The 13,693-nt window shown below is 67.0% G+C and carries 13 protein-coding genes; 7 read left to right on the forward strand and 6 right to left on the reverse strand.

The window, feature by feature from the left end:
• The first annotated feature begins 80 nt into the window (after positions 1 to 80).
• The 3 genes from ACT89O_RS10795 to ACT89O_RS10805 are packed head-to-tail and all read left to right on the forward strand — an operon-like array spanning position 81 to position 1,917.
• Positions 81 to 947, forward strand: a complete 867-nt coding sequence (locus tag ACT89O_RS10795) for an MBL fold metallo-hydrolase (protein ID WP_487262625.1) — start codon at positions 81 to 83, stop codon at positions 945 to 947.
• A 49-nt stretch (positions 948 to 996) separates the two neighbouring features.
• Entirely contained in the window at positions 997 to 1,269 is a 273-nt protein-coding gene (locus tag ACT89O_RS10800) for a hypothetical protein (RefSeq protein ID WP_233559301.1), read from the forward strand.
• 3 nt (positions 1,270 to 1,272) lie between these two features.
• The gene (locus ACT89O_RS10805) at positions 1,273 to 1,917 is read left to right on the forward strand and encodes a DsbA family protein (RefSeq protein WP_487262626.1); all 645 of its coding nucleotides are present in this window, start codon (positions 1,273 to 1,275) and stop codon (positions 1,915 to 1,917) included.
• A 292-nt stretch (positions 1,918 to 2,209) separates the two neighbouring features.
• Here the strand turns inward: ACT89O_RS10805 and ACT89O_RS10810 are convergent, their stop codons facing one another.
• Positions 2,210 to 3,100 carry a LysR family transcriptional regulator gene (locus ACT89O_RS10810; protein ID WP_228894824.1) on the reverse strand — a complete coding sequence of 297 codons (891 nt, stop codon included), beginning with the start codon at positions 3,098 to 3,100 and terminating at the stop codon, positions 2,210 to 2,212.
• 132 nt (positions 3,101 to 3,232) lie between these two features.
• On the opposite strand from ACT89O_RS10810, the gene ACT89O_RS10815 reads away from it, so the two are divergent.
• The 4 genes from ACT89O_RS10815 to ACT89O_RS10830 all read left to right on the forward strand — a co-directional run bounded on the left by ACT89O_RS10815 (position 3,233) and on the right by ACT89O_RS10830 (position 9,033).
• Positions 3,233 to 4,231: a DMT family transporter gene (locus ACT89O_RS10815; RefSeq protein ID WP_487262627.1), complete on the forward strand. Its 999-nt coding sequence runs from the start codon at positions 3,233 to 3,235 to the stop codon at positions 4,229 to 4,231.
• A gap of 180 nt (positions 4,232 to 4,411) precedes the next feature.
• Positions 4,412 to 4,780: a hypothetical protein gene (locus ACT89O_RS10820; RefSeq protein WP_487262628.1), complete on the forward strand. Its 369-nt coding sequence runs from the start codon at positions 4,412 to 4,414 to the stop codon at positions 4,778 to 4,780.
• Between the two features lie 581 nt (positions 4,781 to 5,361).
• Positions 5,362 to 6,705, forward strand: coding sequence for a PQQ-dependent sugar dehydrogenase (locus tag ACT89O_RS10825; protein ID WP_487262629.1), 1,344 nt, complete (start codon positions 5,362 to 5,364; stop codon positions 6,703 to 6,705).
• Positions 6,706 to 6,864: 159 nt separating this feature from the next.
• Positions 6,865 to 9,033: a TonB-dependent receptor family protein gene (locus tag ACT89O_RS10830; RefSeq protein WP_487262630.1), complete on the forward strand. Its 2,169-nt coding sequence runs from the start codon at positions 6,865 to 6,867 to the stop codon at positions 9,031 to 9,033.
• 74 nt (positions 9,034 to 9,107) lie between these two features.
• On the opposite strand, the gene ACT89O_RS10835 is transcribed toward ACT89O_RS10830, so the two are convergent.
• The 5 genes from ACT89O_RS10835 to ACT89O_RS10855 all read right to left on the reverse strand — a co-directional run bounded on the left by ACT89O_RS10835 (position 9,108) and on the right by ACT89O_RS10855 (position 13,650).
• Positions 9,108 to 9,677: a P-loop nucleotide/nucleoside kinase family protein gene (locus ACT89O_RS10835; RefSeq protein WP_487262631.1), complete on the reverse strand. Its 570-nt coding sequence runs from the start codon at positions 9,675 to 9,677 to the stop codon at positions 9,108 to 9,110.
• A 209-nt stretch (positions 9,678 to 9,886) separates the two neighbouring features.
• Positions 9,887 to 10,906, reverse strand: coding sequence for an alpha/beta hydrolase family protein (locus tag ACT89O_RS10840; protein WP_487262632.1), 1,020 nt, complete (start codon positions 10,904 to 10,906; stop codon positions 9,887 to 9,889).
• A 129-nt stretch (positions 10,907 to 11,035) separates the two neighbouring features.
• A complete protein-coding gene (locus ACT89O_RS10845; protein ID WP_487262633.1) occupies positions 11,036 to 12,037 on the reverse strand; it encodes an endonuclease/exonuclease/phosphatase family protein in 1,002 nt (333 codons plus the stop codon).
• Positions 12,038 to 12,239: 202 nt separating this feature from the next.
• Entirely contained in the window at positions 12,240 to 13,199 is a 960-nt protein-coding gene (locus ACT89O_RS10850) for an NAD(P)/FAD-dependent oxidoreductase (protein WP_487262634.1), read from the reverse strand.
• Complete coding sequence (locus ACT89O_RS10855; protein ID WP_142145327.1) at positions 13,162 to 13,650, reverse strand: Rrf2 family transcriptional regulator; 489 nt, start codon at positions 13,648 to 13,650, stop codon at positions 13,162 to 13,164. The genes ACT89O_RS10850 and ACT89O_RS10855 overlap by 38 nt, the downstream gene beginning before the upstream one ends.
• Positions 13,651 to 13,693: the final 43 nt, after the last annotated feature.

Here is a 13,693-nt window from a genome sequence, read left to right on the forward strand (position 1 = left end):
TCGGGTTTATTGGATCGATTGGCGCAAATAAACTTCATTCCGTCCTCTGCACCACCGCTCAACACACCGGAGAAACCACCATGTTCCGCACCACCCTCATCGCCGCCACCCTCGCCGTTGCCTTCACCGGCGCCCAGGCCGCCCAGCCGCTGCAGGTCAAGGTCTACAACGCCGACGGCAACAGCTTCAACGTCAACTCCACGCTGGTCTATGGCGACAAAGAAGCCATGGTCATCGACGCCGGCTTTACCCGTGCCGATGCGCTGCGCATTGCCGCCAACGTGCTCGACAGCGGCAAAGAGCTGAAGACCATCTACGTGAGCCAGGCCGACCCTGACTACTACTTTGGCGTGGAGACGCTGAAAGAAATCTTCCCCAAGGCCGACGTGGTGACCACGCCCGCCGTGCTGGAGAAGATCAACGCCAAGCTGGCTGGCAAGCTCGCCTTCTGGGGCCCCAAGATGGGCGCCAACGCACCGCGCACGCCCGTGCTGCCCAAGGCGATTGCTGGCAACACGCTGAGCGTGGACGGCCAGACGGTCGAGATCCGCGGCACCACCGGCCTGCTGGCGCACCGCCCGTATGCGTGGATTCCGTCCATCAAGGCCGTGGTGGGCACCATCGGCGTGTTTGGCACCAACACCCATGTGTGGACGGCCGACACCCAAACCGTGGCCGAGCGCAGCGCCTGGGTGGCCCAGCTCGACGAAATGGCCGCCCTGCAGCCCACCGTGGTGGTGCCCGGCCACATGCCCGCAGGTGGCGCGCTGGATGCCGCCAACATCAGCTACACCAAGGGCTACCTGCAAGCGTTTGAGAAAAACGCCGCCGCCACCAAGACCAGCGCCGAACTCATCGAAGCGATGAAGAAGGCGTACCCCGCAGCGCCCATGGGCCTGTCGCTGGACATAGGCGCCAAGGTCAACAAGGGCGAGATGAAGTGGTGAGATGACGTGCTGAAAGCTGTCAAAGCAAGTTGTTGAAAGGAACCAGATCGTGACCACGCACCCGCTCCAGCAAGTCCTGCAGCACCTGCACGCCGGGCGCTGGAATGCGGCGCACGATCTGGTGCAACACGACGGCTCCATGCTCGGCGCGTGGCTGCACGGCATCCTGCACCTGCAAGAGGGCGACCTGGAAGACGCCGAAAACTGGTACGACCGCGCCGCCCGCCATTTCCGCAGCCGGGGCACGCTGGCCGAAGAGATTGCGGCTTTTGAAGCCGCACTGATTGCGTCCGAAACATCAGACCCTCAAGAAAGAACCTGACCCATGCCCAACGTCACCGTGACCTACTTGTTTGACCCCTTGTGCGGCTGGTGCTATGCCGCCGCGCCCGCGCTCAAGTTCCTGCAAGCGCAGAAGGGTGTCGAGGTGGTGCTGGCCCCCTCCGGCCTGTTTGCGGGCGCAGGCGCGCGGCCCATGGACGCGCAGTTTGCCGCCTATGCCTGGTCCAACGACCAGCGCATCCAGCAGCTCACAGGCCAGCCCTTCACGCAGGCCTACCGCGATCAAATTCTGGGTGCTGTGTCCGGTCGCTTTGATTCAGGCCCTGCCACCCTCGCGCTGACTGCCGTGGCGCAGACCGCGCCTGCGCATGAACTGGAAGCCTTGCACGCGCTGCAGCACGCACGCTATGTGGAAGGCCGCGACACCGCAGAACCGGAGGTGCTGGCAGACCTGTTGCGGGCTTTAGGCCTGGCCGATGCCGCCGCATTGACGCTGGCACCCGACGCCGCACTGCACAGCGTGGTGGCCGAGCGCGTAGCCCGCGCCCAGGCCACGCTGCGTGCCGTGGGTGCCCGGGGCGTGCCGCAATTGGTGGTGGCGGGGCAGGGCGGTGCGCTGCGGTTGATCGGAGGCGATGCGCTGCTGGGGCCGCGCGAGAAACTGGTAGAGCACATCCTGGCGGCCTGAGGCCCTGAACCCATGGAGGGCTCAGAACCTGTTCAAGATCTTTTCGCGGTCGCACAAGGTCCTTGCCGGGATGGGATGCAAGGCGCGGTGCGCAGTGGATAGCTCGGCTATCCACAAGCGCAGCAACGCCGCAGACCGCCCGGCAAGGACCTTGCCCGAAGGGTTGGAGTGAAATCGGGCGATTGGAAGCCCCGGCTGCTTGCATGGGCACGAGCCCATGCGGCGCATCCGAAGCATCCACTCCTCCCGATTGGACTCCAATGCGATCCCCGAAAAGATTTTGAACAGGTTCTCAGGCCTTGGGCAGGAGTTCGCCCCGTCGGCCCAAGGTCCGCACCATCTGCTCATACATCGCATCCACAGCCGGTGAGCGCAGCGACACCTTGCTGCGCAGCACCGCCACGTTCATCGAAGCCAGCGGCGGCAGGTCAAACTCCGCCGGCAGGTTCTGCAGGATTTGCAAATGGGCCGGGGCGCTGCACCGCGTGAGCACCGCCACCGCCAAACCGCTCTCCACAGCAGCCAGCTGGCCCGCCAGGCTGGAGCTGTGGTACACGATGCGGTAGGTCCGCCGCCGCGTGCCCAGCGCGGCCAGGGTGGCCTGCCGGGCCATGCTGGCCGATTCATACACCGCAATCGGCAGCGGGTCGCGCCGCCAGGCCTCGAACTGGGCGGCCCCCACCCACACCAGCGGCTCGTCGAACAAGAAGCGCCCGCGTTGCGGCTTGTCTTGCGAGACCAGCGCCAGGTCCAGCTCGCCCTTCACCACACGTGGGATCAGCGACGTGGACTGCTCGCACGTCAGCTCAATCTCCACCCCCTGGTAGCGGTGCGAAAAGCTGCGCAGCACTGGCGTGAGGTAGGCCGACGCATAGTCGTCGGGCACCCCTAGCCGCACCCGGCCCGCCAGCTTGGGGCCAAACAATGCGGCATGTGCCTCAGCCTGCAAATCGAGCACGCGGCGCGCATACGACAGCAGTTCGGCGCCCGCTGGCGTCACCTCCAGGTGGCGCGGCCCGCGCAGCAGCACCGGGCGGCCCAGCGCGGCCTCCAGCTTCTTGATCTGCATGCTCACGGCCGACTGTGAGCGGTGCACCAGCGGCGCCGCGCCCGAGAGCGAGCCTGCATCCACCACGGCCACAAAGGCACGCAGCCAGTCGATCTGAAAGTCTGGGTAGTTCATGGGGGCCTTTATCGGTCGGACCAGTGACGACAGTGGTGGGGCTATCGGTGGGTTGGTAAATTCGTTTATCGAATGGTAGCTGTTCGATTTATCCGTTTTACAGGATGCCTGTAAAGCGTGAGCATCGGCGGCATGAACCACTCCAAAGCCAGCACCGTCGCATCGCCTTCCTTGGCCACCACACCGCTGCCCGTCAATGCCAATGCCATCACCCGCGAGCGCGACGGCCAGTGGCTGCTCGTCGCCGGTGGCGTGCTGCTGGGCACCATCGGCGTGTTTGTGGAAGAGGCGGGCCAGCACCCGCTGGTCACCGTGTGGTTCCGCTGCGTATTCGGTGCACTGGCGCTGCTGGCCTGGTGCCTGGCCACGGGGCGGGGACAGCAACTTTTTCTGCACGGCCGTGCCTGCTGGGTGGCCTGCGCTACGGGCGTGCTCATGGTGCTCAACTGGGCGCTGTTTTTTGCAGCCATCCCACGCACATCGATTGCCGTGGCCACCGTGATCTTTCACATCCAGCCCATCTGGGTCATCGTGTTTGGCGCGTTGTTCTTGCGCGAGGCCGTGTCGCCCACGCAGTGGCTGGCCACACTGGCCGCGCTGGGCGGGCTGGTGCTGACCACGGGCTTGCTCGACGGCACCGCAGGTGTAGCAGCGGCCAGCAGCACCGGCGGCGGCAGCTATGTGGCTGGCGTGCTGATGTGCCTGGGCGGTTCGCTCTGCTATGCGGGCGTGACGCTGCTCGCCAACACGCAGAAAACCATCAGTCCCTTTGCCATGGCGCTGTGGCAATGCCTGGTGGGCGCGGTGGCGCTGGTGTGGGCGCCCTTTGTGCTGGGCTGGCCGCAGCAGGGCGCCGCGTGGGGCTGGCTGCTGGGCCTGGGCGTGCTGCACACCGGCCTGGCGTATGTGGTGCTGTTTGCCGGCATGTCGCGCCTGGGGTTGGGGCGCATTGCGGTGCTGCAGTTTGTGTACCCGCTCACGGCGGTGTTGGTGGACTGGGTGGTGTATGGCCGCACGCTCAGCCCCATCCAACTGGGCGGCGTGGGGCTGATGGCTGTGGCGCTGTGGACGATTCGGCGGCCCCGTTCGATGGGGGTGGGTACTCCGGGCCCCACCACCGCAAGCCGCTGATCAGGCCCGCCCCCCGCTCAATGTGTGAAATGCGCCCATTGCTTGTGAAGAATTTCGCTGTAATTTCCTGTAATCGCCAAACCGCTTTGGTGGCGCCACCATGGGCTCACTTCATCAACACGTGATGAAGCCGAGGGCGCCGAAAATCGTCACAGAGTAGGCATGAAGGGGAACTTGGCAATGAAAAAATTCATGACTGCGGTCTGCGTGTTGCTGCTGTGTGGCACAGCCTTTGCGAGGCCGACCTATGTATTCCAGCCTCAGTGGAATCAACCCAACAACAACGATGTGAACAACGGCGCCACCGGGCAGCCCTACACCCAGACTCAGATTGAGGCGTTCCTCAACAATGCGAAGAATCGCCGTTCCGGCGCACCCCTGGCCAGCCAGATTCTGGACTCGTGTGGTGTGGTCGAGGTCGAAAAAGGCTGCCATCAGGCCACGGATCCGCACATCACTATTTGGGTGGATAACCGGGTCAAATCCAACCAGGTCAAAGCGTGCCAGAAGCTCAACCCAGGCACTGCCGTGCACGCGAACGGCTGTTGAGGGCGCCACAACTTACCCCCGCCGGGAACATCGTGCTGGATGGGGGTAGATGGCGCAAATCCGTTCGGGCTGCGCCTGTCAATGGCCCACCAGGTGATTGGGAAGGCTCAGCGTGAACGGCCCGTTGTGCTCGCAGGCCGTAGAGGAACGCCTCCGCAGAAATTATGCCGAAAAAGGTATCCAGCGCTTGATGGATAAGCGCTTCAAGCTATCAAATCAGTAGTATTCGGGTCGTGTGCACTACGGCGATTCCGTCAGTTGCACCACCACCGACCGATGATCCGAACCCAAGTCCGGCCCGAGGTCAAAACGCACCTCCCGCCAGCCCATTGAAGCCAGCACAGGGCCCAGCGGCAGCACCGACAACCTTCCCCGCGCGCTAGGCCAGTTGGCCACCATGCCCTTGGCGCGGCGCAGGGGGCATCCAAGGCTACAAAGACAAAAATCGACGCGGCATTGTGTGCCCGCTGCCTCTATGTGGGTGCACGGTGCGCACGCCGCCATCTCACGCCCCCATCACATGCGGAACTGACGGCACTGGCCTACAGCTGCCCGCAAATCGGGCCGCCCATACTGCGTTGATGAAAATGCACCTCTGCTCCCACCGCTTCACCCAGGGGTCGCTGGCGTTGGCCCTTGCAGGGTCCATGGCTCTGGCCCTGGCCCAGCCGGCCACCCCTGGCCCCGGCCTGGGTCCGAACCCGCAATTGCCCGCACCGGAAAAGAGTGGCCTGGTGCCCACCTTCAACATCGCACCTGCACAGGGTTGGCCGCAGGGCACCCAGCCGCAGGCCCCTGCGGGGTTCAAGGTCACAGCGCTGGCGCGTGGGCTGGACCATCCGCGCTGGGTCTACACCCTCCCCAATGGCGATGTGCTGGTCGCTGAAAGCAACAAGCCGCCGCCTGCAGAGGGCGCCAAAAACGTGCACTCCGACGGCCTGCGTGGCCTGGCCATGGGCCTGGTGATGAAACGCGCTGGTGCCGGTACGCCCAGCGCCAACCGCATCACGCTGCTGCGCGATACGGACGGTGACGGCGTGGCGGATGTGCGCACCGCCTTTATGCAAAACCTGCTCTCGCCCTTTGGCATGGCGTTGGTGGGAACCCAGCTCTTCATTGCCACGGCCGACGGTGTGGTGAAGGTGCCTTACGAAACCGGGCAGACCTCGGTCAACACGGCACCCGTCAGGGTCACCGATCTGCCTGCCGGGGCCAACCACCACTGGACCAAGAACATCATCGCCAGCCCCGATGGCCGCAAGCTGTACGCCACCGTGGGCTCCAACAGCAATGCGGGCGACAACGGCATGGCGGCGGAAGAGGGCCGCGCCGCCATCTGGGAGGTGGACGTGGAGACTGGCAGCAAGCGGCTGTTTGCCACCGGCCTGCGCAACCCCAACGGCCTGGGCTGGGAGCCGCAGAGCAAGCTGCTCTGGACGGTGGTGAACGAACGCGACGAGCTGGGCAACGAGCTGGTGCCCGACTACCTCACCTCGGTGAAGGACGGCGCCTTTTACGGCTGGCCGTGGAGCTACTGGGGCCAGCATGTGGACACCCGTGTCAACCCGCCCAACCCCGACATGGTGGCCAAGGCCATCACGCCGGACTTTGGCCTGGGTTCACACGTTGCGCCGCTGGGCCTGGCGTTCTCCGACGCCCGCATGCCCGGCGCCTACGCCAGCGGCGCGTTCATCGGCCAGCACGGCTCGTGGAACCGCAAGGAGCTGACGGGCTACAACGTGGTGTTCGTTCCCTTTGCCGACGGGCGCCCCTCGGGGCCTCCCCAGCCGTTTCTGATGGGCTTTTTGAGCAAGGACGGCGACGCCTATGGCCGCCCGGTGGGCGTGGCGCTGGACGGCAAGGGAGCGTTGCTGGTGGCCGACGACGTGGGCAACGTGGTCTGGCGCGTGGTGCGGTCCGAATGACGTCTATGCAGGCGCCACGCCCTTCGCTGCGGTGGTTCGCATGACCGCCACGGGGCCACAGCAGACTATCCTGCGGTTTGCTGGGCTTGGCCCCTGTGCCCGCCACGCGACGCTCCGTAAAGCCCCGTTCAGAAATTCCGCAACCAGGAATCGGCACCCATGTCTTTTGCAGCCACCCATTGGCCCCACGCCGCCCAAGTTAACAGGGTTGCCCGCATCCTGGCCAGTTGTGTGTGCGTGGTGGCGCACGCCCATGCCCATGCGCAAGATGTTCCGGCCGATCCCGCCCAGTCACTGCCCACCACGCCCCCCACACTTGAAGCCCAGCAGGTCACCGGCAGCGCGCAGGCGCAGCGCCAGTTTGACAGTGCCGCCAGCCACAGCAGCGTGGCCGTGGATGCCTTCACGGCCCCCACGCCATTGGTGAACCTGTCGGAGCTGCTGGCTGGGCAGGCTGGCGTGGTGGCCACAGACCGCGGCAACTACGCGCAGGATCTGCAGATCGCGGTGCGGGGCTTTGGCTCCCGCGCCACTTTTGGTGTGCGGGGTGTGCGGATTCTGGTGGATGGCATCCCCGCCACCATGCCCGACGGCCAGGGCCAGGCTGCCACCGCGCACCTGCCTTCGGCCAGCCAGATTGAAGTGCTGCGCGGCCCGCTCGCGCAGCTGTATGGCAATGCGGCAGGGGGCGTGGTGCAGGTCACCACCCGCGATCCCCGGCCCGGGGGCGGCGCCCAGGCCGGGGTGGCGGTGGGCTCGTTCGGCCAGCGGCTGGTGGACGCATCCTTGGACTTTGGCGACCAGCGCCTGGGCGGGCTGCTGGGGGTGTCGCACTTCGAAACCGAGGGCTGGCGCGGCCACAGCGCCGCGCGGCGCACGCACCTCAACGCCAAGCTGCAGGCCCAGCCCGACAGCCGCACACGCATCACAGCCCTGGTCAACCTGTACGACCAGCCCTTGGCGCAAGACCCACTGGGCCTCACACGCGCGCAGCTGGAGGGCGACGCGCGCCAGGCCGGCGCCCTGGCCACCACCTTCAACACCCGCAAGTCGGTGGGCCAGAGCCAGCTGGGCCTGGTGCTGGAGCGCCAGCTCAGCGACACCGACAGCGTGCGGCTGCGCGCCTATGGCGGTGGGCGGCAGCTCACGCAATACCTGTCTTTCAGCGGCGCGGCGGCCAACAGCGCAGGCGGGGTGGTGGACCTGGACCGCAGCTACCAGGGCGCGGCCGCCACCTGGACGCGGGCCGTGCGCCTGCCCTCGGGCCTGCCGCTGACGTGGACGGTCGGGGCGGAGGCGAATCGCCTGTCTGAACACCGCCAGGGGTTTGTGAACAACGCGGGCACCAGCGGTGCGCTGCGGCGCGACGAGCAAGACAGCGCCGCCAACACCGATGTGTATGCCCAGGTAGACACCTGGCTCTCGCAGCGCTGGCGCGCCATCGCCGGGCTGCGCGCCAGCCAGGTGCGCGTGCAGGTGGATGACCGCTACATCACCCCCGCCAACCCCGACGACAGTGGCGCGCGCAACTGGCGCCACACCAGCCCCGCGTTGGGTCTGGTGTGGGCTGCCACCGACCAGCTCAACCTGTACGCCAACGCAGGCCAGGGCTTTGAAACCCCCACGCTGGCCGAGATGGCCTACAGCACCGGCAACACCGGCCCCAATTTCGGACTGGCTGCCGCCCGCAGCCGCCAGTGGGAGGTGGGCGCCAAGTGGCAAGGCACCCACCAGCAGCTGGAGCTGGCATGGTTCGACACCCGCAGCCAGGGCGAGATCGTGCCCGTGGCCACGGTCAACGGCCGATCGGTGTTCCAGAACGTGGACAACGTGCGGCGCCGGGGGCTCGAAGTGGGTTGGCGTGCACAGTGGGGCGCCTGGGCCCCGCGCGCCAGCTACACCTACCTGGATGCCCACTTTGGCAGCGCCTACGCCGGGGCAGGGGGCGCCAACGTCGCCGCAGGCAACCAGTTGCCGGGCACAGCGCGGCACGCTGCGCAGCTTGCCATCGACTACGCGCCCACCGCACGCTGGCAACTGGGGGTCACGGCGAACGTGTCGGGGCCCGTATTTGCCAACGATGTCAACAGCGAGCGGGCCGCCGGTTTTGCCGTGCTGGGCCTGCACGCGGCCTACGGTTGGGGCGGCCAACAAGCAGGTCCAGGTGCAGGTGCAGGCACGACGCGCTGGCAGCTCTGGGCCCGGCTCGACAACGTGTTCAACCGCCACCACGCAGCCACCCTCATCGTGAACGACGCCAACGGCCGCTACTTCGAGCCCGCAGCGGGCAGGCGCCTCATGGTGGGGCTGCGCGCGCAGTTCATGTAGTCGAGGTGGTCTGGCCCCGGGGCACTTCCATCGCCACGGAAGGGCCTGCGTGCAAGCACAGCTGCAACCACGGCCTACCGCTCCGCCAACGGCACAAACACCACGGTGCGTTCCGCGCACTCCACATCGCCGGGCGGTTGCCACAGGTCGCTGGCCAGCTCAAAGATGTGCGGCGGCACCACCATCGAAAACGTCGCTCCCTGTTCGGCATTGCGCCGCAACACACGCTCGCGGCGCACCTCGCGCGGAGCATCGAGCACATACACCACCATGGCGTCGGCCCACGGCCCCATGCGGGCATAAAAGGCGTCGCGCTGGTGGGTCTGGATCAGTCCCACCTCCAGCACCACATCGCGGCCCGCATCCAGCACGGCTTCGGCGGTCTTCCAGATTTGCGCCAGGCAGCGCAGCGTGCGCGGCACATACCAGGCCAGCACATCGGCCATGTCAGCCGTGTCGGGCCGGTCCGGCGAGAACAGCGTGGCCATCCAGTCGTCCAGGTTCAGCGGCACGGCGCGGTGCTGCTGCACCAGGTGGCGCACAAAGGTGGACTTGCCCGCTCCCACCGGGCCGATGACCAGGTGGATTCGTGGGGCGGTGCCTGCAACGGCTGCGGGGGTGGTGTGGGTCGAAGCGGTTTGCATGAGATAAGGGCTCCAGAAATGCAAAAAGCCCTCTCTGCAAGCAGGGAGAGCTTTCCATAGGGCGGACGAAAAAAAGCCCTCAACGGTGGTGGAGGGCTTTGCGGTTCGCTCCGATCCCAAGGACCGGATGCGAGGTTGGCAGTGTAGGTGGCAGACGCTGGCTGCGTCAACTCACGGGCAGCGTGGGCGCGACGAATGCCGAACTGCGCTCAGGGCGCTTTGCCTGCCGCGAGGTGCCGCTGAAAGAACGCCAGCACCTGGGCATTGAAAGTCTGGTGAAAAGCCACCCGGTCAAACCCTGCTGCATCGCGGCAGATGCCGGGCACTGCCTCGGCCAGCGCGGGTGAGCAGGGCGCCAGAAAGGCGAAGTGCCCGGCGTTGGCCGCCAGCTGCCAGTCGGGCGCACTGGGCAGACCCTGGCGCACCGTCTCCACGCTTTGCAGCGTGACGCCATCACCACCCAGGGCCGAGGCCCACAGCTGGATGGGGGTTCTGACGTGCCCCAAGCCCTTGGCATCGAAGACGCTCAACGGGTCGACGATGACTGCAGCCCGAATGCGCGGGTCCGGCGCGGGCGTGGCGGGGATTTCTTTGCGCCGGATCTCGCCGCACAAGGGCCGGGTGGATAGCGGCGAGCACAGGTCTTGCCGTGACGTCCAGTCCGGCACGGCGCCGATGGCCACCAGGCCCGTGTAGCCGCCGCGTGAAAAGCCAAAGAAACCGACCTTGCCCGCGTCCAGCTGCGCGCGCTGGGGCCAGGCGCCCAGCATGTAATCCGTCAGCCGCTTCATGTCCACCGGCCGCGTGGCAAAGGCCGACAGGTAGCCCTGGCGGCTCAGGTCTTGAAAGTTGTCGCCCGGGTGGCTGATGGCGGCCACCACATAACCTGCGTCGGCCAGCGTGGCCGCCGTGTCGTGGTGCCCCAGGGCCGATCCGCCCGCGCCGTGCGACACCACAACCAGCGGCAGGCCCTGGCCAGCTACGGGGCAGTCACGCGTGCCTTGCAGCACCAGCGGCGCCAGGTCAATGCGGCCCGGCGGCGTGCTGCAGGGCGACCACACGGCGCCGCGCAGCGCGGGCCCGTCCTTGTCTGCAGGCACCTCGATGAAGGCAAAGCCTGCCGCCTGGACCACGGTGGCCGCGCAGCCAAATGCAGCGGCCGACAGCCAACGAACGCCTGGGCCGGAGCGTGAACGAGGGCGGGAACGAAGCAGGGATGAAATGGTCATGGCGATGTGCTGGCGTGGATGGGTATGAGGGATGCACTGCCCGCCGAGTGTGCCGCAGCCTGCGGGATACGACTTTGCTGATCTTGCGACCTCGCCGCCAACGCAGGGCTGAGGCAGGAAAGCTGGCGGCTACTGCGCCACCAGCCGCACCACCATCGGCCGGTGGTCCGAGCCCAGGTCCGGCCCCGTGTGTGCATCCACCAGCTGCCACCCGGGCGAGGCCAGCACATGGTCCAGCGGCAGCACCGACAGCGAGCCCCAGGCGTTGGGCCAGGTGGGCACCGCAGGGCCCGCGCGGCGCATCTCCGCTTGCTCTGCACCCCACAGGCCGCGCGCCCAGGGCGTGGTGTTCAGGTCACCTGCCATCACACCCAGCCCGCCGGCCTGGGCCAGGTGTCGGGCCTCGTCCTGTAGCGCTTGGTCTCGTGCCTGGGCAAAAGTGCTGCTGATGGGGGGCATGGGGTGTAGCGCGCTCAAGTGCACGGGCTGGCCGTTCCACGCCAGCGTGGCCCGCAGGCGCAGGGTGTCGAGGTCCGTGCCGGGCTGCAGCACCTGCGCATCCGCCAGCGGGTGGCGCGACAGAATCGCCAGCCCAAACGGGTCGGGCTGCGGCACGGCCAGGCGGTGGGGGTAGCGCGCGGCAAGGGCCGGGTCATCAGCCAGTGCACGCTGGGCCAGCTCGGTGAACTCCTGCAAAAACACCACATCGGGCGCATCGGCAGACGCCAGCCACTGCCGCAGCGGCGTGAAGTCGGTGGTGGCCAGGTTCAGGTTGGCGGTGCCCACTGCAAGCACTCGCGCATTGGCGGCGATGGTTGCAGACGCTGCGGGCAGCGTGGCAGGCTGCCACAGCAACGACCCCGCCATCACCAGCGCAGGCAGCACCAGCCACGCCGAACGCCGCCGCAACATCAGCGCCAGCAGCACCCACAGCAGTGCGGTCGCAGCACCCACCGTGGCATAGGCCCACTGCCAATGCGCGGCCAGCTCCGCCAGCCACTGCAGCCAGGGCAGAGGGTGTGTGGGCAGCACACGCGACAGGGGTGCCATCACCGCACCCAACGCGCTGAGCCACACCAGCCATTGCGCTCTGATCGCGAAGAAGTGAAAAACGGCAGTGCGGCTGGGCATGGTGGTGGGGCTGGAGGACGAGCAGCCGCGCATTGTGCGCGCTGCTGCAGAGCGTGCGGCTTCACCAAGGGATGCGTTCGTTCACAAGGGCATGGCCAACGCCCCACCCGTTCGGGCTGAGCCTGTCGAAGCCCAGCGCGGCGCTTCTACTGACCAAGTGTGAGTGCGCTCTTTTTGGGGCTGAGACGGGGCCACCCAAGGCTCACGTCCCAAACACCAGCGCCTGGTGCGCCCCCACACCCGCCAGCACCCCTTCGGCCGAGGCCAGCGTGGCGTTGTGCCGCATCAGCGTCAGGTCGCCAGCGGCATACACGCCGGGCACGGTGGTCATCTTGTTGGCATCGGTGCGGAGGTACGGGCCCATAGGCCCATCGTCAAACGCGCAGCCCAGTTGCTCGGCCAGCGGGCTGGCGGGGCGCGTGGTGGCGGCCACATACAGCGCAGCCAGCGGCACCACACGCGCATCGCCGCCGCCAGTGGCTTGCAGCCGCACACCCTGCAGCGCCTGGCCTGGGCCTTCCAGCGCGGCGATAGGCGCGGGCTCGATGGTTATGCCCAGCGCCAGCAGCCGCTCGCGCTCGGCGCTCTCCAGCGTGGTGTCGCCATTCAGGAAGAGGGTGGTCGGGCCCCAGTCGGCAATCAGCTGCGCGTGCATGGCCGAGCCTGCCGAGTGGTACAGCACGCCCAGCCGCTGGCCTGCAAATTCATAGCCGTGGCAATACGGGCAGTGCAACACCGATGCGCCCCAGCGCTCGCGCAGGCCCGCAATCTCGGGCAAGCCATCCTGCACGCCAAACGCCAGCACCAGCTTGTGCGCCTCCATGTGCGTGCCATCGTCCAGCACCACTTCAAACCCGTTCTCGGGTGACCCGGCGCGTTGCTGCGCGGTGGCCGATACCACCGTGCCCTGCACAAAACTCACGGTAGGGTAGGCCGCCAGCTTGCGCCGCGCCTGCTCGATCATCGCCAGCGGCGGCTCGCCGTCTTGCCCGAAGAAGCCGTGCGACGCTGCCGCAAACCGGTTGCGCGGCTGGCCTGCGTCCACCACACACACCCGCCGCCGAGCCCGCGCCAGCTGCATCGCGGCCGACAGGCCGGCAAAGCTGCCGCCTATCACGATCACCTCATACGCCTGGGTTTTTGCCATTGCTGCCGTCGCCATGCTCAATCTCCTTGTGACCGTGGCACCCGGCCACCATGCGTTCATGAAACTCGGCCGACAGCTGCGCCAGCGTCACTTCGCCCAGCCGCGCCAGCAGCGCTTCTTCGGCCGCCTGATAGGCATCGGTCAGCGCGCGGTTCACCGCCTGCTCGACGATGCAGCCGGGGCTCTCCACCCTGTTGCCCACCGCCAGCAGCGTGGGCGCGCCCAGCGCCTCGTAGATGTCGCGCAGCGTGATGTCGGTGAGCGGGCACGACAGCACCCACCCGCCACCATGCCCCTTGGCCGACGAAACAAACCCCGCATACCGCAGCCCAGCCATCAGGCGGCGCACGACGACTGGGTTGGTCTGCATGGCCTGCGCCATGGCCTCAGACGTGGCGGGCCCCTCCATCTCTGCCATGTGCAGCAGCGCGTGGAGGACGTTGGAAAGTCGGCTATCTCGTTTCATGCAACATTAAAAGTTGCGTGATGCTAGCATGCAACCAGAAACA

It is taken from the genome of Acidovorax sp. NN32, assembly GCF_057597245.1.